Genomic DNA, 20,769 nt, shown 5'->3' on the forward strand with positions numbered 1-20,769 from the left:
CGGTTACTTCTGTACCATTCTTATCTACACGCTTAACAGTTACTGGATCTGGGGTGCCTACATACTGCTTGTCTGGAGTGAAGGTAATGGATCCGTCTGGATTGATTGAAAATTCACCCACACCTGGAACTGACTTCGTGGTATTACCATCATCAAAAGTCATTGGACGATCCATATCAATTGGAACTGCAGGATCACCAGCATTAAAAGTAGGGGTTCCCTTCTGAGGCTGACCTTGGATACCGCTTGATTCAGCATTGGTGCTAGTTGGGGTTACTTGCGTAACAGTTGGCTGATATACTGCTTCTGCCGTAGAACCATTGCTATCCGTTACACGAAGACGCGCTGGAGTAGGTATCCCATGGAAATCTGGAGCAGGTTGGAAACTAATTTCTCCATTTGGTTTAACTGTATAAGTCCCTTGTAGTTTGCCACTGGCGTCGCTAACTGTCAAGGTATTACCTTGTTGAACTTGTCCATCCACAACGAATTGTGGTCCTGCTGGGTTTAATGGGACTGTTTGCGTTTGATTATTAACAGTTGCTTGACCTGGCACAAAGTTAAGTTGGCTAGTTTGAAGTTGCCCTTGAGGACCAGTAGTCTGAGTATCTTGGCCTGATGGAATTGCAGCTTTAACATCAGCTTGGTAAGAAGCCGTTACTTCTGTACCATTCTTATCCACACGTTTAACCGTTTCAGGATTTGGACGACCAGTGTAGCCAGGAAGTGGTTGGAAGGTTACACGTCCTGTATTATCCACCGTATAAGTCCCAACACCTGGAACTTCCTTAGTTGATTTACCATTGTCAAATGTTGGAGCAACGGCTTCATCGATTGGCACTCGGCTATCACCTGGGTTGAAAACTAGGTTGCCGGACTGTTCTGCCCCTTGAATACCTTCAGAGCTTGCATTCTGACCTGTTGGTACAACTCGGGTAACAGTTGGTTGGTAAGTTGCACGATGCTCATTACCATTTGCATCATTCACTTGCAAGTTAACTGGGTCTACGGTCCCAACGAATGACTTGTTAGGAGTGAAGGTCACACGTCCTGTAGCTGGGTCTAAGCTAAAAGTCCCAACTTCCTTGCCACCAGAGGTCGCAGGAATGCTTGTCCCAGAAACAGGGTTGCCATCAGCATCTAGGAAGGTAGCTGGATTGCTTTCAGAAGGCTGAACAGGCGTATTAGCTGGATTTCCATCAGTAAATAAAATATCTTTTACTTGCGGTAAACCTTGAGCATCTGTTGAAAGATGTTCTGTAAAGTTAAGTACCTTTGGAATGTAACGAGCATCCATGGAATTTAGCGGCTGATTGACAACAGGCTCTGAATTGTTCTTTGCAGTCCATTCGGTGCTTGCGCCGTTGCTGTCAAAACGACGGATATTAATTCCTGAGGTAGTACCAACGTATCCAGCTTTTGGAACGAAGACGACGTCAACATTATCACCATTTGGTGTTACCTTGTAACGTCCCTCTGCCGTTGTATACCAACCCTCTGCGTCTGGACTGAGAACCGTACCCGCATTGTCTAAAACAACAGGTGCTTTGTTAGTATCAATAGTTGCTCTTGCATTTTCATCGTCTTTGGAGAAACCACGTGACGTAAAGCGTAGGCTTGTTTGCTGTTGTTGATCGCGCAAGCCTTTGGTTTCCTTCTTCTCACCTTTCGGTGGATAAGTGAGGTTAACTTGTAAGTCTTCTACTTCACCACTAAACGCAGTACCTGTAGGTTTCTCGATATCCCCTTGGTTCAAAGCAATACGGACACGCATCCCTAACTTTTTAACGGTATCATCGTTCATAGGTGGGTGATTTCTAAAGGTAACGGTGTAGTCGCCTTCATTGGTTACTTCTGTAAACTCACTAGCTTCATTTTCATCAAATACACCGTTGTTATTGAAATCGATCCAAGCTCGAACATAAGCTTTGTCATTACCATTAGCAGAAGCGTGGAAACGAATTGAATAATCACCATCGCGAAGGCGGTCTGCCCGGAAAAGCTCATGGGTCTTACCGACTAAATCATCTGGTAAAAGTTGATCGATGCCTTCATCGGCATGATCTGTATTATCATCGTGCGTCCAATCGTTGCCTGAAGTGGTATCAATATCAGCTGGCTTCCGGCCAAGATAAGGTTGTGGATTTTGTGTACCATCCGCTGCGTTATATCCAGAAATAGTATGGACAGCATTTCCAAAGCTCTCAGGGGCATCACCAGTATCGACAACCATGAATCCAATCATGGCTCCCTGTTGACCAGATGAGGCGATATAAATGCCTACTTCAGATGCTTCACGAGTCATTACGATTGGCACAGTGTGATCCTTAGACGTGTTAGGACCAAAGACTTGTGATCCTAAGCCCCCAGTTCTTTGATCTGGGTTAGTGAATTTAGTCCAGTCAATTGTTGGAGTAGTCGCGTTATCACCAATATACTGGCCAAGTCTGTTAGGATTCATAGGCGCATAGGTTTCTGTAATCTCTTTACCGTTTGGTAGGACACGTTTCCATTCTGCTAGATGTTCCCAACCTTGACCATTAGTAGTAAAGATAGCATATTCACCTGGGTTAGCTTCTTCACCATCAGCCATAACGACGGTTGCTTTAACAGGCTTGTTAAGGTAAGTAGCTTCAACCTTAAATTTCACACCATAACTTGCACCATTTTTAGGTACCTGTAACTGAGTTTTCCGGCCATTACTGTCAATACCCTGATCTCGTAAAGCAGTCCATTTGTTCATCGGTGCCCCGATGATTTTTGGTCGCGCAGAATCTCCTTCTTTAACTTGACGGTTATAATCTGCAGGGACATATCTAAACCAAGTATTTTTGGCATCAGGATCATAGCTATTTTCAAACGAGGTCCCCGCTACACGGTCACGATAAATCTCCGTAGAATGAAATGGTTTTAGCTCCGTAACTGTTAATTTAACAACATAACCCGGAGAGATTTCTTTCTCATAAACACTTCCTATTTTAAGAGAACCATCAGTATCCAGATCTCTAAATGCTTGAGAATCACCAAAATCTAACCAGTTGATTTGTTTCACTAAGTCAGCAGGGCGCTTCTTCTCTGAATCCGCTAAAGTAGGTTTCTCAATTGTGTTATTAGGATCGCCATCTCGAAGACCAGTAGGGGCAGCTTCTCGACGTGTACGACGTGAGCGGCTCGGCTGTGAAGTTTCCACGCTAGTTGCAGGTTGGGGAACTGTAGTATCAGTAGTTGCTACAGTTGCGCTCTCAACTGGCTTAGCATCTGAAGAAGCAACAGACTTCTCAACAGGCTTAGCTTCAGAAGAAACAACAGACTTCTCAATAGCTGGTTGAGAATTAGAAACATCTGCATTTGTCTGGTCATTCGTTGACTTAACATTTGACTCAGGTGAAACTGTAGCTGAAGTATCTGTAGATACGGGCTGAGGTGTAACTGATGGAGTCACACTTTCTGAAGGTTGTGCAGTTACAACATCCGTAGTTGTTGTAGAATTGGTAATGTCAGTTCGAGTCGCCTCGTTTTGACCACTAGAAGCAGTTGCTTCATCAGCATTGACCTGAGCTGCTGTACCCAAAAGAATTAGGGTAGACAAAAGCACAGAACAAACACCCACGTTCAGTTTTCGAATCGAAAACTTACGCAAGTGGGGATTGAACAAATCTTTTCCCATAATAAACTCCTAAACTATTTTTTATTATAAATGTTATTATACACCATTTTTTTTAACTTGGCTATATAAATGTTTAATATTTAAAGATGTTTTAAATGTTTTTTTAATAATATTGTATCCGCTTGCTTTATGATACTTTTCTCTAAAAAAAAGAAGCTATTTCAGCTTCTTCCATAAACTTCAATTGGATAAAACCTTATCTAACTTTCCCTGCAAGGCTGCTAATTCCCAACCTTCAATTTCTTTCAGTTCATGAGTGGTTACGGCCAGCCCCTCATATTCGAGTCCGCAGTTCTGGCAAAAGCGGCTCATCACGTAGTCCAGCATTTCAATTTCTTTGCTGGGTTGAGAACCTTGCAGGAGAAAAAATACCTTTTTGCCCTTAAGTGCTTCCTGCGGCTCATGTACATCAGCCACTCGGTCCAACAGAGTTTTTAGCAAACCTGAAAAAGACCACCAATAAATAGGGCTGGTAAAGACCAGCACATCAGCCTGACTCAGCTGCTCATAGACTTGAAAGAACTGGTCGTTTTCTGCTGACTGCCCATATTGCTCAATGTGGTAATCCACTAATTGAAGAGCCTCATAATCTCTATCCCGCAGAAAAAAGTGCCCCAACTTAAAACTATTACCATTCCTATTCGGGCTGGCGTTTACCAAATAAATCATAGCTTCTTTTCTCCTTTATTTTTTCCAATTATATCAAAAAAGAGGGAAGCAAACAATGCTCACCCCTACTATTTATTCCGACTTTTCCATATCTTCTTTCATCTCATCCATATTAAATTTAGCAAAGAGATACTTGCGATCTTGTACTGGGAAACGCTGATCCAGCTGGTCTACAGCACCCAACTCGACGAAACCTTCCTTGATGACAAAGTCCATGACATGTCCGCCAAAAGTCAGATCATCCGATACAAAATGCAGATGATAGCCTGCCAGACTAACCCCGTGGAAAATCTCAGGCGTCCAGATACCAACGATGGTGCCTGTGACATTTTCCTTACGATACTCAGGCTGATTGACCGCTACTTCTGCAAACTTCCGCTCTGTCGTAGACTTGGGAATCATCCGAACATGCATGCGGGCGAAATCGCCGTGAATCTTGATAGAGCGGAAAAGATTTTCCCCATCATAGTAAGACTCAATCCGCTTCTCCAACTCCTTGTCATCCATCTCAAAGCGCTGACGGAAAATGACCTCCGCCTGATGAGGAACAACGGCCGCGTAAGGTACTGTCATATCTGGTGACACCTCAACCACTTCTGGCACTTCTCCAGAGCCCTTTGCCTGATAAGCCTTACCATTAAGAACAATGAGCTCACCATCAATAGAGTCCAATGTCCCCAAGCCCAAATCTCCATACTGCAGCAACTCCCCAACAGTCATACTGCCGTCGTAAAGACCAGCCATCAAGGCTCCCAAAGTATTATATTGAAATAATTTGATTGGTTCTGCCATTCTTTTTCCTTAATCTTTCTCTTCCTAAAAATATTATTGCCCATCCAGCTAAGCTTTTTTCATCCTTATTACATGTGCTTACTGAATTTCTACCGCCAATCATTATACCATAAATTGCGGGAAAGGGCTGAGCGAGTGCCTCTTCAGCTCTTATAAACTTTCATAAAGTTCCTGCATACTAGCATCATCAGGTACCAATTTCAAGTAAGAATCCGCAGCCCTTTTAGCTTCTTCGAATCTGCCTAGTTCTCGCAAAAGATAGACATACTGTTCCAGAAACTCTGGATTATCTTGCAGTTCATGAGCCAGTTGATTATAGAGTTCCTCTGCTTTTTCCAGATTTTCCAAAGCCTGATAAGCACGCGCCAGATTCCAGCGGGTCAAGGCATTATCGACTTCTTGCTCTGCAAATTCTAAAATATCCTCATAGCGCTCCTGTTCCAAGTAAAGAGTGGTCAGCCGCAAGACAATCTCTTCCATATCATCCGCATCTTCCTGAGCCTGCAAGAGATAATGTTCAGCCGCTTTCTCATCATGAAGTTCATAAGAAAGCCGCGAGGCTAAAAGCAAGAGCCGAGTCTCAAAAGGATTCTTAGCCAAGCCCTGCTGGGCAAGAGTCAGAGCTTCAGCCGTCCGATGCTCCGCATGAAGAGACAGGGCATAGCCATATTCGTAGCCTTCAAAATCCGGCGAAAGAGTATCTAATTGCTTAAAATAAAGATTGGCCTTCTGGTATTCTTCTTGATCCGCTAAAATAGTCGCCAACTCATAAACCGTAGCATCGTCATATTCCAGCTCAACTGCTTTCTCCAAAAACTCAATAGCAGCTGCAAATTTTCCAAGGCTGGCATAACAGACCCCAATCCGCTGATAAGTTGAGACGCCTGTCTGCTCAAAGATTGTACGATTGTCCAGCTGGGCGTATTCCTTAATCGCCTGTGAAAAATCCCCCAGCTCCAAATCTATCTCAGCCAGACCAAAGATTACCAAAGGCTCATCAGTCAGCTCTGCTGCCTGAGCCAGTTTCTCACGAGCTACATCAGGAAGCCCCTCTAGCTGATAGAGATCAGCCTTAGCCAAGAGAGCAGCAACATACCAGTCACTGTCTGGCTGAATCTCCTCCAGATAGGCAAATGCCTGCTCCAACTCTCCATCATCACTGGCAATAGCTGCCAAGCTGATATAAGAATCCGGATAGTCAGGAGCCAACTTTTCAAAAATACGCTTGGCCTGAGGGAAAAAGCCGATACTCTCTAAGTAATCGGCCAAGTCCAATAATTCTTCTTCGCTGTCTGTAGTCAGGGCTTGCTCGAAATAGCGATCAGCCAGAGCTAGGTCCTGCTCCTGTAAAGCTACCAACATTTGCTCACTCTTGCTCACTGATTTCTCCTTCTTGTTCAAAATCGGCTTCATAGAGGCCACTTACTTTCTGATACCACTTAAAGATGGCTGCAATGGCTACCTTGGCTGAAGCATAGGCAGGAATTCCCAGGAAAACGCCCCAAATCCCAAACATGGTACCAGAAGTTAATAATACGAATAAAATCGTAATCGGATGAATGCTGAGCTGACTGCCCAAGACCAGGGGAGAAACAAAACGCCCCTCGATTGTTTGCTCAACGATGAAAACGACAATGACCTTAGCCAGCATCACTGGACCGCCAGCAATCAAACCGATTGCCAGAGCTGGAAGCATAGCCAAAAAGCTGCCCAGATAAGGTACCAGATTGAGAACGCCGGCAATTACTCCAAGAGTGACACCATAGCGCAGACCAATAATCTTGAAGAAAACAATAAACATCAGAGCTACAATGATAGCAACCGTCACCTGACCTCGCACATAATTAGCTAGCTGGCTGTTGATATCCGTCATCACTTGACCAAATGATTCGCGGAATTTAGTTGGCAGAAACTGGGTCACATAGCCTTTCAGATTTTTCCCATCTCTCAGCAGGTAAAAAAGGATAAACGGCATGATGATAATAGCCACGATAATCTGCGAAGTTGTGCTAATTAAGTTCCCCGCCCAATTAACTGCTCTAGATGAAAAATTGCTGGCCCAATCGGTAATCTGGCTAGATAGATTGCTAGTGTATTCTTCAATCTGCGGCTTGAAATCTGCCGAAATATACTTGGTCACAACATCGTCGATGAACTTGTCAGCCTGTTTCAGATAAGCCGGAACATTTCTGACAAAGGCCATGATCTGATGCTGCAAGCTAGGAATAGCAACAGCCAAGCCCCATATAATCAAAAAAGCAATTAAAACAAAGACAATGGTAATAGCAACCAGTCGATTAATCTTGTGCTTTTCCATCCAGTCTACGATGGGATTTAACAGATAATAAAGCAGGCCAGCTAAAATAACTGGCAGCATAATCACTCCCAAAAATTCAATGACTGGGCTAAAAATAAAACTGATTTTACTAAGTATAAAAATATTCAGTCCCATCAAAAGGGTCACTAGAAATACTGTAATGGCTTTGTTATCTAAAAACCATTTAAAAAACCAAGATAGGCTAAAATCTTTCTCTTTGTGCTCCATATTCTCCTCCTTTAACTCGTCATTTCATTGTAACATTTTTCAGAGAAAAATTCTCTGCTCAGCTATAGGGAAAAGCAAAAAAAGAGAGGAGACAGAAGACTTGTATTTTTCGTAAAATACAGCTTCTGACTTCTCTCTTTGGCTCCTGCAGGGCCAGCTAGAATGCAAGGCTATTTCTCGACATCCGGCAGAGAAATGCTAAAACGCATCTTCCGCCCATCAACAGCTTCAAACTGATATCGCAGACCATGCTTGTCCAAAATCTGCTGAACGATAAAGAGTCCCAGACCAGTCCCGCCATCCTTGCGATTGCGACTGTAGTCTGGCCGATAGAAAGGCTGAAAAATCTGCTGAATTTGGTCTTTGTTCAAAACTCGTTCCGCCTCATTTTCGATGACTAGCTTACGCTCTTCCAGCCTCAGTAGAATCTGTCCGCCTTCTACTGTATAATGAAAGGCATTGTCCAGAAGATTTTTGATAGCCTTGAGTAGATAGGTGCGGTTCCCCTTGACCTTCGCTTCTGCCAGCTCAACTTGAAAATGGTAGTGTCTGACATCTGCTAAAACTCGATAGGTGCTCAGATTTTCCTCCAAGACCTGCTTGAGTGAAAAGACTTCCTGTTCAGTTTCAGTCTTCATCTCCAGTTTAGAAATGGCTAAGATAGACTGGACTAACTCCGACTGCTCCTCTAGGATTTCTCGGCACTTCTGCAAGTACTTGTCGCGATCCTTGAACTCTCCAACACCATAAATCATGCCATCGATCATTCCCATCATGCTGGTAATGGGTGTCTTGAGCTCATGCGAGGTCATCCGCAGAAACTCTGCCTTTTCCCGCTCACTTTCTGCAACCTTTTCATTTTCTAGGCGCAGAGCCTCAATACTGGTCAGTAGATTAGCATAGAGGTGATTGATGTCTTGGGCCAGTTCGGCAATCTCATCCCTACCCTTGACCTGACAGGTCACATCTGGAGCCAGACTCGTCATTTGACGGGTGCTCTTAGAGATGGCTTTGATCCGCTGACTGGAAGTCCGGCTGTAGAGATAGGCTGCCAGACCACCCAGACTCAGAGATACAAGCAAGACAAATGGATAGAGATTGAGCAAAATCCGACTAGCATCAGAAACCGGCTGTAAGGAATATTCCCCTCTCAGGACAACTTCTTTACCATCTGAAGTTCGAAAGCTTTCTGATAAACTCTTGCTCTCATAGTCGCTGTTGGCAATTGTTGGGACGATGGTCAGCTGCAAAGAGCTTTCATCGCCAGCTTCGAGTGAAGGATAGAGAATCGTATTGTCTTTCGCAAGCAAGGTAAACCAAATCAGATTGCTCTTTTTACTATAATCACTCAACAGCTCGCCGATTTGCTGACTGGACTTCCCCTTAACTTGCTTGGAAACCTGGTCAAATTCCCGCCGAGCTTCTCCGCTCTTAACCTGCTGATAATATACCGGCATGGCAAAGTAAAGACTGGCTAGAACGATAGTCACCACCACGAAAATGATGGACGAGGTCAAGAGAAAGTTCTTTTTGACAATTTTCACTTGTCTTCTCCTCCAAGCTGATAGCCCATACCTGTAATGGTTTTCAGCGGCACACCCGGAATCTTTTTACGGATATTCTTGATATGATTATCCAGTACCCGGCTATCCAGCTCACTGTAACCCCAAATGGTATTCATCAGCTGATCACGGGTCACCAAGTGGCCCTTTCTCTTAGCCAGAGTCTGCAAGATTTCATATTCTTTCTTGGTCAGAGGCATTTTCTCACCCTGCCAGTAAACCGTGCAGTCGTCAATAGAAACCGTCAGATCGCCAACAGCAATCTCTGAAGCAACAGTATTTCTGCGCAGAATATTCTCAATACGTTTGACCAAGATTAGCGGTGAAAAAGGCTTGGTTACATAATCACTGATGAGGTGGTTAAAGCTGACCAGCTGGGTATACTCGTCATCAAGTGCTGTCAAAATCATGACCGGAATCTGAGAAGTCTTGCGGATTTCCTTCAACACTTCCAGACCGCTCTTGGTCGGCAGCATCATATCTAAGATGACTAGATCGAAGGGCTCTTCTTCAAAAGCCTGCAAGGCATCGCCACCATCAAATACTGGCCTTACCTCATACTGACTTTCCTTTAAAAACTCGCAAATTACTTGATTAATCGTCGTATCATCTTCCACCACTAGAATCTTGTGCATACTTAGATTTTTCTCCTTTACCTATTCAAATCGCAGGGCTTCGATCGGATCCAACTTGGATGCTTTCACAGCTGGCAGGAGCCCAAATACTACTCCTATTATACAACAAAAGAGCAAACTTACAAAGACAGAAAAGAGGGATAGAATATACGGATAGGCTAGAGACTGGGTGATGGCAAAGCCAGAGGCGATACCAGCCACCACGCCAATAATTCCTCCCATCAAGGTTAGGATGACTGCCTCAATCAGGAATTGCTTGAGAATGATTTTCCGTCTAGCTCCCAGAGCCTTTTTAATCCCGATTTCACGAGTCCGTTCTGTCACTGATACCAGCATGATATTCATAACACCGATACCACCAACTAGGAGAGAGATGCTGGCAATACCTGCTAGCAAGACGAAGTTAGACTTATTGAGATTGTCCAGTTGCCGTTCAAATTCCTGCAGGTTGAGCACACCAAACATATAGTCTGATGGTGGCATCTGCTGATTGAGATAATCACTGACCTTCTTGGCCACCTTCTTCAAATCATCGGCCTTGTGGGTTTGGACAGTCACTTCTGGACTGACATTAATGGTATCAAAAATCCGATGCCACTGCTGCAGGGGAATATAGGCAACCTTTTCCGCACCAGCTGTTAAGCCACTCTGCTCAGTCGACTCAAACACACCAATAACCTTAAAGGGATTGCCTAAGACTTCCACATACTTGCCGATACCATCACCTTTTGGAAAAAGACTGTCATAAAGTGACTTTTCCAGATAGGTCACCTGCTCTTGATTTTTAAAGGCTTCTGAGTCAAATCCTTCACCTTCTAGCAGACGTTGCTGCTTGATGTCAGCGGCTGTCTGAGAAACAGCCTGAATCTTCCCAGACGACTTTTGGCTCAGGTAGTAAATCTTCTCATCTGTACCATAGGTCAGCAGAGCATTCTTGACCCCAGAGATTTCCTTGATTTTACTCAGCACATCCTCTCCCATAAAGGGAATATAAGAAGGCTTCTGAGCTTGAGATTTCTCTGGAATGGTTGGATCGATGGCGCTTTTCTTGTCATAAACGACCTTGATTGTGTTATTGTTGCCGCCGATGAGCTGACGCTTGGTATTTTCCGTATTTCCCTCAATGATAGAAAAGATTGCAATGATAGCGCCTATCCCGATGATAATCCCCAACATGGTCAGCATAGAGCGCATTTTATGCGACAAGATTGAATTCAGAGCTACAAAAATATCTTCCATACAGCTTCCTTTCTATCCTATCGCTTTGCTCTCTATATTACCATCCCGCAGGATAACAGTCTGCTTGCAGAGTTGAGCCACTTCCGGCTCATGGGTAATGATGACAATGGTCTTACCCTCATCATTAAACTGCTTGAAAAGGTCCATAATCTGCACACTGGTCTTGGTATCCAGAGCCCCCGTCGGTTCGTCACCAAGGATGAAGCTGGGATTGGTTACCAAGGCTCGTGCAATAGCTACCCGCTGCTTTTGACCACCGGACAGCTCCATAGGCTTGAAATCACTTCTTTCTTCCAGCCCGACCAATCGTAACATTTCTAGAGCCCGTTCCCGTCTCTCTTTTTTAGGAATTTTCATGTAAGTCAGAGGCAGTTCAACATTTTGACAAGCCGTCAACTTGGGCATGAGGTTAAAATTTTGAAAAACAAAACCAATCTTCTGATTGCGCAGATCGGACAGCTGATTGTCAGACAGCTCAGACACATCGGTCCCTTCAATATGATAAGTCCCTGAACTTGCCTTATCCAGACAGCCGATAATGTTCATCAGAGTGGACTTGCCAGATCCAGACGGTCCCATGATAGCCAGAAAATCCCCTTCTTTCACATGCAGATCAATTCCTTTTAAAATTGGAAATTCCTGACTGCCCTGCTGATAAGATTTGTGGATATCCTTAAGCTTTAACATGCTGTCCTACCTCCATCCCTTCTTCCATACCTGCTCTTGGGGTCGAAATGGTATCTTGCATAGTCAAACCTTCTGTAATCTCCACCAAACGGTCAGAAACTTTCTTGGTCTTGACTTCATGCATTTTCAGAGTCTTACCCTCTACCTTCCAGACATAGGTCTTGCCGTTTTTACTGAAAGTATAGGCCTTATTGACTACTACCTTGCCGGCCTCAGGAGCATTTTCCACGATGTTGACATAGGAATGAGAGCCCACCAGTGGCATTTCACCACCTTGATCCAGCTCAACAGTATAAGGATACTTACCTTGGTTGGGATTTTCCTGTTGCTTATTCCCACCATTATTATTGGAAGTATTTTCTGCTGTCAGACTGCCGACCTGAGTTACCGTACCACTCCAGCGTTTCTTAGGATCCTTGCGATCCACCACTTCCACTTTCTGGCCAACACTCAGCTTCTCACGGTCAAATTCACTGACAGTCCCTTTGACCAGAGTTTTGGACTTGTCCATAATCTCAATAAAGTTTTCTTCTTCCTTTTTAGCCTTGGACTGATTGGGCAAATCTTCATTCATAGAGGTAATTGTTCCTGCTGTATCTGCAGTCACAGTATCATACTTCATTCGGTCTGATTCTGTCTGAGCTGTCACCTGAGCCTTTTCAGCCTCAATCTGAGCTGTCGTCACTTCATTATCCGCAGTCTTAGCATCGCTCAGCGCTTGAGCCAGCTCGTCTTCAGCTGACTTTATCTGCTCCAGCAGTGACTCATCCTGACTGGAATTGTATTTGTCCTTGAGAGAGTTAAGACTGGCCAGCTTGCGATTATAGGTTTCCCATTTAATCGCAGCGCTGTTTTGAGCGGCCGTGATGCCATTAGCCTTGGACTGGGCATCATATTGAGCCGACTGGGCTGTCAATTGCTGCTCTGTCGCATAGGAAAAGAGTGGCTGTCCTTGTGTAACGGTATCACCATTTTTGACAAATACTTCCTTGACTTCCCCCTTAGATGGGTCAATCTTGACCTTACTGCTATTGTTGGCAACTACTTCCCCAGATAAAACCAGGCTTGTTTTTTTGCTGTTATTGACAGCTTCTTGGACTGTCAGCGAATCAATCGTCTTATCTACCATTTTCATGGCCTGTTGTTGATTGATCTGTCTAAAATACAGATAGCCTCCCAGTCCAGCACAAGCAAGAATGACCGTGCTGCCCAATAGAATGGTCTTACGATTCATTTTTTTTCTTCGAAACATATTGCCTCCAACCTACATGTTTTAATCTTTATTCAGCTTCTGAGCTAGATCCTGATCCATCTTCTGGAATTTCCTCACCATCTGCTGGGATTTGGATAACGTTCCCATCAGGCATTGTGTATTCTGTCACTTCTTTGCCATCGACTGTCTTGGTCTTCTTATCAACAGCATCCTTCTGGAAGTCCACTTGTTTCCCGTCTTTAATTTCTGAGTTATCAGCTTCTTTATTTCCGCATGCGGCTAAAAAGAATCCTGACATTCCAATAAGAGCAACGAGCATAGCAATTTTTTTAACGTTCATTTGATTTCTCCTTTGTTTATCAAGCAGGAAGTTTGTTGCTTCCTGACAGTAATTGTTTTTTTGAACAATTCTATTCTAACAAAGCCATCTATCCCCTTCCTACCCGCTATCTGTTTTTTATCTGTTTTTTCAAAACCAATACTATTCTTTTGAAAATCAGGCAAATCCTCCGCTCTAAGACCTATCATCTGCTTTTATGATATAATAGTAGCAAGTAATCTAAATATATGAGAGGTAAAGGAATGACACAAACAGTTTACTTTGGAACTTATACTCGCAGAGATTCCAAGGGAATTTACAAGGCAGATTTTAATTCTAACAAAGGAACTTTAGAAAACTTGACCTTGCTTGCTGAAGAGCCCAGTCCAACCTACCTAGACTTTGATAAGGCTGGACATCTCTATTCTGTCGGGGCAAAGGACGGACAGGGGGGAATTGCAGCCTTTGACAAGGCAGGTCAGCTCCTCAACCATGTCGTTGAAGAAGGAGCTCCGCTCTGCTATGTGGCAGTTGACGAAGAACGCGACTTGGTTTACGGTGCCAATTATCATAAAGGGCAAGTTCTAGTCTACAGACGACTGGCTGATGGCAGACTGGAACTGGCTGACTCAGCTATCCATCAAGGTCAAGGACCGCATGCCAACCAAGCTTCAGCCCACGTCCACTATGCTGACCTTACACCAGATCAATACCTGATCACCTGCGACTTGGGAACCGATGAAGTAACCACCTATGATGTTGCTGAAGACGGAAAGATTACTCCTCTGGTTACCTACAAGTGTGCCGCTGGAGCTGGTGCCCGCCATATCGTTTTCCACCATCATTATAAAATCGCATATTTGATTTGTGAGCTTAATTCTACTATTGAAGTCCTAATTTACGATGGAGTCGGCCATTTTGAACACCTGCAAACTGTCTCCACCTTACCAGAGGACTTTGAAGGAGCCAATGGAACAGCTGCTATCCGCCTGTCTGCTGATGGCAAGTTTCTCTACGGTTCCAACCGTGGTCATGACTCTCTTGCCGTTTACAAAATCTTAGCTGACGGCAGTTTGGAGCTGATTCAGATTGCAGCAACCAATGGCAAAAATCCACGTGACTTTAACATCACACCAGACCAAAACTATATCATTGCGGTCCATCAAGACTCTGACAATGCAACCATCTTCAAACGCGATGCCGAAAGCGGAAAATTGACAGAAATCTCCAGCGATTTCTATGTTCCTGAAGCTGTTTGCGTGACTTTTAAATAAGCAGATTTCTTGTCTTTCTACTAGAAATTTGATTAAATAATATAAAAAATTACTAAGGAGCAACAACTATGAATCCAGTAGATTTATTTAACCAAGTAAAAGAAATGATTGAAAAGAAAGACTTTGATGGCGCTAAAAAGTTTATCGAAGAAAACAAAGACAAACTCGGTGAATACTTAGAGCAAGCTAAAAAATTAGTAGCTGGAAATGAAATGGCCAGCGGTGCAATTGATAAAGTTAAAGGTTTGTTCTAAGTAAACATAACAAAAACGCTTGAAAAATCAAGCGTTTTTTGTGTATTCTTTTTTATAAAATCAATGGTAAGAAAATCTGAGCTAAGCCTAGAAAAGCTAGATAACCCAATACATCTGTTGCCGTGGTAATGAAAATGGTCGAGGCTAGAGCCGGATCCTGATTCAGTGTCTTGATAATCAGCGGTACAAAGTAACCAAATAGAGCACCACATGCTAGATTGATCATCATGGCCAATACCACAATCACAGACAGATAGAAATTTTGATAGAAGACAAACATGACAACAGCTGCAATCAAGCCAGTAAAGAAGCCATTAACCAAAGCTAGCACGATTTCTTTGAATACTAAATTCCGATCTTCTTTCAGATCCAGTTTCCCCAAGGCAATTCCCTGGATAACCAAAGCAAGTGTCTGAGAGGCAGAATTTCCTCCCATTCCCGTGATAATAGGACTAATCGCTGCTAATGCTACAACTTTTGAAATCGTATCATCAAAAAGTGCTACTGTCGCAGAAGCTAGAAAAGCTGTCACTAGGTTAATCATCAACCAAGGTAAGCGTTTCTTGAGTGATTCTTTAAAAGGTCCTCCAATTTCTTCGCTTTCTTGGACACCACCCATCCGCAAGATATCTTCTTGATACTCTTCTTGCAAAACATCGACGATATCGTCAATTGTGATGATTCCTAGCAATACCTGCCGATGATTGACGACCGGTACGACAGATAAATTATATTTGGCAGAAAGCTGTGCCACTTCCTCTTGGTCAACCTCTGGCGTTACACTCACTATCTGAGTATTCATAAATTCACTGAGTTTCATCTCCGCATCATGAATAAACAAATCACGAATATCAATCCAGCCAACTAGCGAATGATGAGCATCTCTAATAAATAAGGTATCAATAACTTCCGTATTGGGCGAAATTTCCCTCAATTTATTGAGAGTCGCGGAGACAGTTAGATTTTCTTTTAAGGTGATGAATTCTGTCGTCATCAGACCACCAGCTGTCTGAGGATCGTAAGCCAACATAGCTTTCAAATTCTCTTGACTGGTATTTTTCATCATACTTAAGTATTGCTTACGCAAGTCTACACTCAAGTAGCCCAAAATATCTACCACATCATCATCCGGCATAAGATGAAAAAGTGTGCTGGTACGTTTGAAAGAAATCGATTGGATAATCTGCCTTTGCAACTCCGGCTCGGCTTCTTTTAAAATCTCTACCAATTGATCATCACTAGCCATTTCCGTAAAGGTTTTGAGGAGATTCCCTTCCTCATCCTCCAAGGCTTCCAAAGAAAGAGCAATATCAATGGGATAGTAATCGTCAAATATCTGATTGAAAACTTCCCTATCCTGTGATAGTAAGACCTGATTTAATAATTCTTCCATTGTACTCCTCCTTCCACTTTGCTAGTATACCATAAAAGACTGGTTTTGATACAAGAAAGCTATAAAATCTTCAGTAAATCACTCACTTTTTCAACCATGTAGTCACAAGGAAACGCAGGAATCCCTTGATTATATTTTCCGAAAGAAAAACTGTCATCTTGTCCTCTAATTTTCAAGGAAAAGAGCATGACCAGCCCTACACACTACTTCTAGGCAATATTCTAGGAAAAGATGATAAATCTCCCTCTCATCAATTAGGGTTGATTCTAAATCAAAAATATCCATTGTTATATCTTTACACGTCAAAAAAGCTAGGACTAAGTCCTAGCTCCTCTTATATTTTGTTAGATTATTTTTTCAAGTTATAGAAAGCTTGAAGACCTTTGTATTGAGCAACTTCACCAAGTTGATCTTCGATACGAAGCAATTGGTTGTATTTAGCAATACGGTCTGTACGTGAAAGTGAACCAGTCTTGATTTGACCTGCGTTAGTTGCAACTGCGATGTCAGCAATTGTTGAATCTTCAGTTTCACCTGAACGGTGTGATACAACTGCAGTGTAACCAGCTTCTTTAGCCATTTCAATCGCTTCAAAAGTTTCAGTAAGAGTACCGATTTGGTTAACTTTGATAAGGATTGAGTTAGCAGCACCTTCTTTGATACCACGTGCAAGGTAGTCAGTGTTTGTTACGAAGAAGTCGTCACCAACAAGTTGTACTTTCTTACCAAGACGTTCAGTAAGAGCTTTCCAACCATCCCAGTCATTTTCATCCATACCATCTTCAATAGTGATGATTGGGTATTTGTTAACCAACTCTTCAAGGTAGTCGATTTGTTCTGCAGATGTACGAACAGCAGCGCCTTCACCCTCAAATTTAGTGTAGTCGTATACTTTACGTTCTTTATCGTAGAATTCTGATGATGCACAGTCAAATCCGATAAATACATCTTTACCTGGAACATAACCAGCAGCTTCGATAGCAGCGATGATAGTTTCTACACCATCTTCAGTTCCTTCAAAGCGAGGAGCGAATCCACCTTCGTCACCAACGGCAGTTTCCAAACCGCGAGATTTAAGGATTTTCTTAAGAGCGTGGAAGATTTCAGCACCATAACGAAGAGCTTCTTTGAATGTTGGAGCACCAACTGGCAAGATCATGAACTCTTGGAATGCGATTGGAGCATCTGAGTGAGATCCACCGTTGATGATGTTCATCATTGGAGTTGGAAGAACTTTAGTGTTGAAACCGCCAAGGTAGCTGTAAAGTGGCACTTCAAGGTAGTCAGCAGCAGCACGAGCTACAGCGATAGACACACCAAGGATTGCGTTCGCACCCAATTTACCTTTGTTAGGAGTACCGTCCAAAGCGATCATTGCACGGTCGATGGCTTGTTGGTCACGAACATCGTAACCGATAATAGCTTCAGCGATAACGTTGTTTACATTATCAACTGCTTTTTGTGTACCAAGACCACCGTAACGAGATTTGTCGCCATCACGAAGTTCAACTGCTTCGTGCTCACCTGTAGAAGCTCCTGAAGGAACCATACCACGTCCGAAAGCACCTGATTCAGTATAAACTTCTACTTCAAGTGTTGGGTTACCGCGTGAGTCTAGGACTTCGCGAGCGTAAATATCAGTAATAATTGACATTTCTTACTCTCCTTATTATTTAAAATTATTTACTAGTCTATGATACCTCAAAAACGCTTTTTTTTCAAGGAAAAATAGAGAATCTAAGCAAATTTGAGAATTTTTGCACAAGAAAACGATTCCAAACTTACTATATAAATGTTTTTCCGGTAAATCAGAAAGAAGATTCGACCTTTTAGAATTTATCCTTTTATGGTACAATTTTAGTATGACTGATATTAATAAAGTAATCATGGAAAAAGCTCAGGGCGGAGCTAAGCTCAACCCTGATGAACAGCGTAGGTTTTTAGGGACTTTTGAGGAGAGAGTGCTGGCTTCCTGCTCTATTGAGCAAGCTAACAGCTCTCTAATTCGTAGTCATTTCAAGGAAATGCTGAGCAGCATCATAAAAAACTACCAACCTGTAATTGTCAAAATTTCCCCAGAAGTCGAGTCTGGCAATCAAATCTTTTATCTAAAAACTGCTAAGGAGCTAGGCTGCGAGGCTACTATCGTCTCAGGCGATTACCTGTCTTCTCCTTTTGGCCTGATTGTCCATAGCGACCATCTTGTCCAAGTAGATGACAAGGATATGATCCAACAGTTTGCTATCCTCCTTCTGCAAACAGAAAAAACTGCAAAAGAAAAGCCCTCCCTTTGGAAAAAATGGTTTGGGTAAGATGACAAATTTGGAAAAACTTTTTGCCTTCTTTGAAGCAGAAAATCAGCGCGATTGGCACACCTATCAGACCTTTCTTTCTGATCATGTTAGCTGGGAATTACAGGGTGACACAACCGAAATCATCAAAGGAAAAGCGGACTACCTGACTAAAATTCAAAAAGTCTACCATAAGAACCCCGTCCAATTTTCTTGCACTTATTATCAGCTTAGTCCCGACCAGAATCGGATTGTGACTCTTCTAGAAAATGACTTTGGTGAACTGTCTTGTGACATCTTTTTCTTTGAAAAAGGATTGATAGTCAAAGAAATTGAATACCTACTAAAAAAGGCGGACTAACCGCTTTTTTTCATCTTCAGTAGATGCCCAATATTTCTGGCTGTTCGAATCAAATTTTGCTCGGCCTGCTCTAGTATCTTATCTAAACTATCTGCTTGTGCAATAATAGGAAAAGCTGCCTGAATATTCTCAACTGGGAAATCCAGTAAATCATCTGCCAGACTGCCGCAAATAGCCAGTACAGGAATGCCTTCTGGTGTTCGCCTTGCGACCCCGACTGGTGCCTTGCCCGCCAAAGACTGACGGTCCATCCGCCCTTCGCCAACTACGACCAAGTCCGCTTTTTTGATTCTGTCATCAAAATCCAGTAAATCTAGACAGGTTTCAATACCCGAAACAATTTTTCCTCCGGCAAAAGTAACCAGTCCTGCAGCCATTCCGCCTCCGGCTCCAGCTCCACCCATATCAATCACCTGAGAATTGACCAACTGATAGAAATCAGCCATGACTTAGTCTACTTGAGAAAATAGTAGGGGAGATAGACCTTTCTGACCTCCGAAAACAGTTGTCGCACCGCGCACTCCGCATAGAGGATTGTCTACATCAGTCAAAATCTCAATCTCAACTTCTTTCAAGAAAGCAGGAACCTGCTCAGCTGAAATTCGAGCGACCTTTCCCAAAGACGAGCCAATGGGGCGCAGCCTATTGTTATCCGCATCGAAAAATTCATAGCCTAGGCCCGCTGCTAGTCCAATCCCACCGTCGTTGCTAGCCGAACCTCCAACACCAACTAAAATCTTTCTGACACCGTCTTCAGCCAGATGCAAAATCAATTCTCCCAATCCTTTGGTCTCTATGGCCAAGGGATTTCGTTTTTCCTGCGGAATAGACGCGAGTCCGACCAAGTCAGCCATTTCAAAAAGCGCTTGCTGACCATTTCTGGCGTAGGGCATTTTTACTGGCTGGCCAAAGGGTCCGGTTACGGTGTGGTAAAATTCAGCCCAGCCCAAGGCTGCTGTCAGCGCAGCCATTGTCCCCTCGCCGCCGTCACCGACCGGCAGCAAGTCAAAGCTGGCATCTGGCAAGGCCTGAGAAAATCCTGTCTGCAGAGCTTGAGCAACCTGAGTAGCTGACAAACTTTCCTTGAATGAATCCGGTGCAATTAGAATATGCATGCTTCTCTCCTACTCTTTTCTATTGTCTAAAAGATCAATGACCCGATAGAGATTGCATTCTTGAATCTGGTAAGGAGCTTGATCGCGCACGATTGGCTTGGCCATAAAGGCAATTCCCATCCCTGCCGCCTGAATCATAGGCAGATCATTGGCTCCATCTCCCATAGCAATTGTTCGATTTAATTCCAACTTGTTTTCAGTTGCCCATGCTTTTAACATGGCAAGCTTGGTATCCTTAGTGACAATCTCTCCTAAGACTCGGCCTGTCAAAAGCCCCTGTTGAATTTCCAAACGATTTGCCTTGACGTAGTCAATTCCAAGCTGCTCAGCCAGTCTGTCCACGGTCTCATGAAAACCACCTGACACCAAGCCTACTTTATAACCACGTTTATGCAGCTCATCGACCAGTTCCTCGGCTCCCGGAGTGAAGTGAATCTTTTCTGTAATTTGAGTAAAAATATCCTCTGGCAGCCCTTTTAAAAGACCGACCCGCTCACGTAAGGCAGCTTCAAAGTCCAATTCCCCTCGCATGGCGCGCTCTGTAATAGCCGCAACCTGAGCACCTACACCCGCCTCCTCACCTAGCAGATCAATCCCCTCTTCCATGATTAAGGTGCTGTCTACATCCATGACTAACAAGCCTTTGACTGTTTTCATTGTCTGACCTCATTCTTTCTATTTTTTTGTATTATACAGGAAATTCTATTTCAAAACAAGCTGGGAAAAATTGAAGTCTCGGAATCCTTGTAACTG

The 20,769-nt window shown here is 43.3% G+C and carries 19 protein-coding genes and 1 pseudogene; 4 read left to right on the forward strand and 16 right to left on the reverse strand.

Annotated features, from left to right (window positions below; all coding sequences use genetic code 11):
- The 12 genes from AX677_RS02385 to AX677_RS09485 form a co-directional block, all read right to left on the reverse strand.
- Nucleotides 1–3,667: CshA/CshB family fibrillar adhesin-related protein (locus AX677_RS02385; RefSeq protein ID WP_156445974.1), on the reverse strand; the 3,667-nt coding region annotated here is incomplete at its 3' end.
- 180 nt (nt 3,668–3,847) lie between these two features.
- Nucleotides 3,848–4,336: a flavodoxin family protein gene (locus AX677_RS02390; RefSeq protein WP_060976051.1), complete on the reverse strand. Its 489-nt coding sequence runs from the start codon at nt 4,334–4,336 to the stop codon at nt 3,848–3,850.
- A gap of 72 nt (nt 4,337–4,408) precedes the next feature.
- Nucleotides 4,409–5,128: an acetolactate decarboxylase gene (gene budA, locus AX677_RS02395; protein WP_002906825.1), complete on the reverse strand. Its 720-nt coding sequence runs from the start codon at nt 5,126–5,128 to the stop codon at nt 4,409–4,411.
- A gap of 150 nt (nt 5,129–5,278) precedes the next feature.
- The gene (locus AX677_RS02400; RefSeq protein ID WP_082730198.1) at nt 5,279–6,508 is read right to left on the reverse strand and encodes a tetratricopeptide repeat protein; all 1,230 of its coding nucleotides are present in this window, start codon (nt 6,506–6,508) and stop codon (nt 5,279–5,281) included.
- The gene (locus AX677_RS02405) at nt 6,495–7,673 is read right to left on the reverse strand and encodes an AI-2E family transporter (protein WP_060976053.1); all 1,179 of its coding nucleotides are present in this window, start codon (nt 7,671–7,673) and stop codon (nt 6,495–6,497) included. Before AX677_RS02405 ends, AX677_RS02400 begins: the two co-directional genes overlap by 14 nt.
- Nucleotides 7,674–7,843: 170 nt before the next feature.
- Nucleotides 7,844–9,217, reverse strand: coding sequence for a HAMP domain-containing sensor histidine kinase (locus AX677_RS02410; protein WP_060976054.1), 1,374 nt, complete (start codon nt 9,215–9,217; stop codon nt 7,844–7,846).
- Entirely contained in the window at nt 9,214–9,870 is a 657-nt protein-coding gene (locus tag AX677_RS02415; protein WP_002897805.1) for a response regulator transcription factor, read from the reverse strand. The genes AX677_RS02410 and AX677_RS02415 overlap by 4 nt, the downstream gene beginning before the upstream one ends.
- A 21-nt stretch (nt 9,871–9,891) precedes the next feature.
- Nucleotides 9,892–11,109, reverse strand: a complete 1,218-nt coding sequence (locus tag AX677_RS02420; protein WP_002897806.1) for an ABC transporter permease — start codon at nt 11,107–11,109, stop codon at nt 9,892–9,894.
- 12 nt (nt 11,110–11,121) lie between these two features.
- Nucleotides 11,122–11,796: an ABC transporter ATP-binding protein gene (locus AX677_RS02425; protein WP_002895848.1), complete on the reverse strand. Its 675-nt coding sequence runs from the start codon at nt 11,794–11,796 to the stop codon at nt 11,122–11,124.
- A complete protein-coding gene (locus AX677_RS02430; protein WP_060976055.1) occupies nt 11,783–13,048 on the reverse strand; it encodes an efflux RND transporter periplasmic adaptor subunit in 1,266 nt (421 codons plus the stop codon). Before AX677_RS02430 ends, AX677_RS02425 begins: the two co-directional genes overlap by 14 nt.
- A 28-nt stretch (nt 13,049–13,076) precedes the next feature.
- Complete coding sequence (locus AX677_RS02435) at nt 13,077–13,349, reverse strand: hypothetical protein (protein ID WP_002895853.1); 273 nt, start codon at nt 13,347–13,349, stop codon at nt 13,077–13,079.
- Complete coding sequence (locus AX677_RS09485; RefSeq protein WP_060976056.1) at nt 13,346–13,537, reverse strand: hypothetical protein; 192 nt, start codon at nt 13,535–13,537, stop codon at nt 13,346–13,348. The genes AX677_RS02435 and AX677_RS09485 overlap by 4 nt, the downstream gene beginning before the upstream one ends.
- Before the next feature lie 54 nt (nt 13,538–13,591).
- On the opposite strand from AX677_RS09485, the gene AX677_RS02445 reads away from it, so the two are divergent.
- On the forward strand, nt 13,592–14,602 hold the full coding sequence (locus AX677_RS02445; protein ID WP_060976057.1) for a lactonase family protein: 1,011 nt from the start codon (nt 13,592–13,594) through the stop codon (nt 14,600–14,602).
- 68 nt (nt 14,603–14,670) lie between these two features.
- Nucleotides 14,671–14,856 (forward strand): hypothetical protein, encoded by a 186-nt coding sequence (locus tag AX677_RS02450; RefSeq protein WP_060976058.1) that lies wholly within the window; start codon nt 14,671–14,673, stop codon nt 14,854–14,856.
- 52 nt (nt 14,857–14,908) lie between these two features.
- On the opposite strand, the gene mgtE is transcribed toward AX677_RS02450, so the two are convergent.
- Together mgtE and eno are read right to left on the reverse strand one after the other, a co-directional pair.
- The gene (gene mgtE / locus AX677_RS02455; protein WP_060976059.1) at nt 14,909–16,249 is read right to left on the reverse strand and encodes a magnesium transporter; all 1,341 of its coding nucleotides are present in this window, start codon (nt 16,247–16,249) and stop codon (nt 14,909–14,911) included.
- Between the two features lie 349 nt (nt 16,250–16,598).
- A complete protein-coding gene (gene eno, locus AX677_RS02460; protein ID WP_060976060.1) occupies nt 16,599–17,903 on the reverse strand; it encodes a surface-displayed alpha-enolase in 1,305 nt (434 codons plus the stop codon).
- A 208-nt stretch (nt 17,904–18,111) separates the two neighbouring features.
- Between eno and AX677_RS02465 the strand changes: the two genes are divergently transcribed.
- On the forward strand, nt 18,112–18,561 hold the full coding sequence (locus AX677_RS02465; RefSeq protein ID WP_060976061.1) for a YueI family protein: 450 nt from the start codon (nt 18,112–18,114) through the stop codon (nt 18,559–18,561).
- A 1-nt stretch (nt 18,562) separates the two neighbouring features.
- Nucleotides 18,563–18,901 (forward strand): nuclear transport factor 2 family protein, encoded by a 339-nt coding sequence (locus tag AX677_RS02470; RefSeq protein WP_060976076.1) that lies wholly within the window; start codon nt 18,563–18,565, stop codon nt 18,899–18,901.
- Here the strand turns inward: AX677_RS02470 and AX677_RS02475 are convergent.
- Together AX677_RS02475 and serB are read right to left on the reverse strand one after the other, a co-directional pair.
- Nucleotides 18,898–20,016 (reverse strand): annotated as a pseudogene (locus AX677_RS02475) (glycerate kinase). The gene AX677_RS02470 and the pseudogene AX677_RS02475 overlap by 4 nt on opposite strands.
- A gap of 9 nt (nt 20,017–20,025) precedes the next feature.
- A complete protein-coding gene (serB, locus tag AX677_RS02480; RefSeq protein ID WP_060976062.1) occupies nt 20,026–20,673 on the reverse strand; it encodes a phosphoserine phosphatase SerB in 648 nt (215 codons plus the stop codon).
- Nucleotides 20,674–20,769: the final 96 nt, after the last annotated feature.

This window comes from Streptococcus sp. CCH8-C6 (genome assembly GCF_001557225.1).
Classification (GTDB): domain Bacteria; phylum Bacillota; class Bacilli; order Lactobacillales; family Streptococcaceae; genus Streptococcus; species Streptococcus sanguinis_C.

What these genes read in the sequence shown, in the direction of transcription:
- AX677_RS02390 (WP_060976051.1), bottom strand. Translation starts at nt 4,336, where the DNA reads ATGATTTATTTGGTAAACGCCAGCCCGAATAGGAATGGTAATAGTTTT.
- budA (WP_002906825.1), bottom strand. Translation starts at nt 5,128, where the DNA reads ATGGCAGAACCAATCAAATTATTTCAATATAATACTTTGGGAGCCTTG.
- AX677_RS02405 (WP_060976053.1), bottom strand. Translation starts at nt 7,673, where the DNA reads ATGGAGCACAAAGAGAAAGATTTTAGCCTATCTTGGTTTTTTAAATGG.
- AX677_RS02415 (WP_002897805.1), bottom strand. Translation starts at nt 9,870, where the DNA reads ATGCACAAGATTCTAGTGGTGGAAGATGATACGACGATTAATCAAGTA.
- AX677_RS02420 (WP_002897806.1), bottom strand. Translation starts at nt 11,109, where the DNA reads ATGGAAGATATTTTTGTAGCTCTGAATTCAATCTTGTCGCATAAAATG.
- AX677_RS02425 (WP_002895848.1), bottom strand. Translation starts at nt 11,796, where the DNA reads ATGTTAAAGCTTAAGGATATCCACAAATCTTATCAGCAGGGCAGTCAG.
- AX677_RS02430 (WP_060976055.1), bottom strand. Translation starts at nt 13,048, where the DNA reads ATGTTTCGAAGAAAAAAAATGAATCGTAAGACCATTCTATTGGGCAGC.
- AX677_RS02435 (WP_002895853.1), bottom strand. Translation starts at nt 13,349, where the DNA reads ATGAACGTTAAAAAAATTGCTATGCTCGTTGCTCTTATTGGAATGTCA.
- AX677_RS09485 (WP_060976056.1), bottom strand. Translation starts at nt 13,537, where the DNA reads ATGATAGGTCTTAGAGCGGAGGATTTGCCTGATTTTCAAAAGAATAGT.
- AX677_RS02445 (WP_060976057.1), top strand. Translation starts at nt 13,592, where the DNA reads ATGACACAAACAGTTTACTTTGGAACTTATACTCGCAGAGATTCCAAG.
- AX677_RS02450 (WP_060976058.1), top strand. Translation starts at nt 14,671, where the DNA reads ATGAATCCAGTAGATTTATTTAACCAAGTAAAAGAAATGATTGAAAAG.
- mgtE (WP_060976059.1), bottom strand. Translation starts at nt 16,249, where the DNA reads ATGGAAGAATTATTAAATCAGGTCTTACTATCACAGGATAGGGAAGTT.
- eno (WP_060976060.1), bottom strand. Translation starts at nt 17,903, where the DNA reads ATGTCAATTATTACTGATATTTACGCTCGCGAAGTCCTAGACTCACGC.
- AX677_RS02465 (WP_060976061.1), top strand. Translation starts at nt 18,112, where the DNA reads ATGACTGATATTAATAAAGTAATCATGGAAAAAGCTCAGGGCGGAGCT.
- AX677_RS02470 (WP_060976076.1), top strand. Translation starts at nt 18,563, where the DNA reads ATGACAAATTTGGAAAAACTTTTTGCCTTCTTTGAAGCAGAAAATCAG.
- serB (WP_060976062.1), bottom strand. Translation starts at nt 20,673, where the DNA reads ATGAAAACAGTCAAAGGCTTGTTAGTCATGGATGTAGACAGCACCTTA.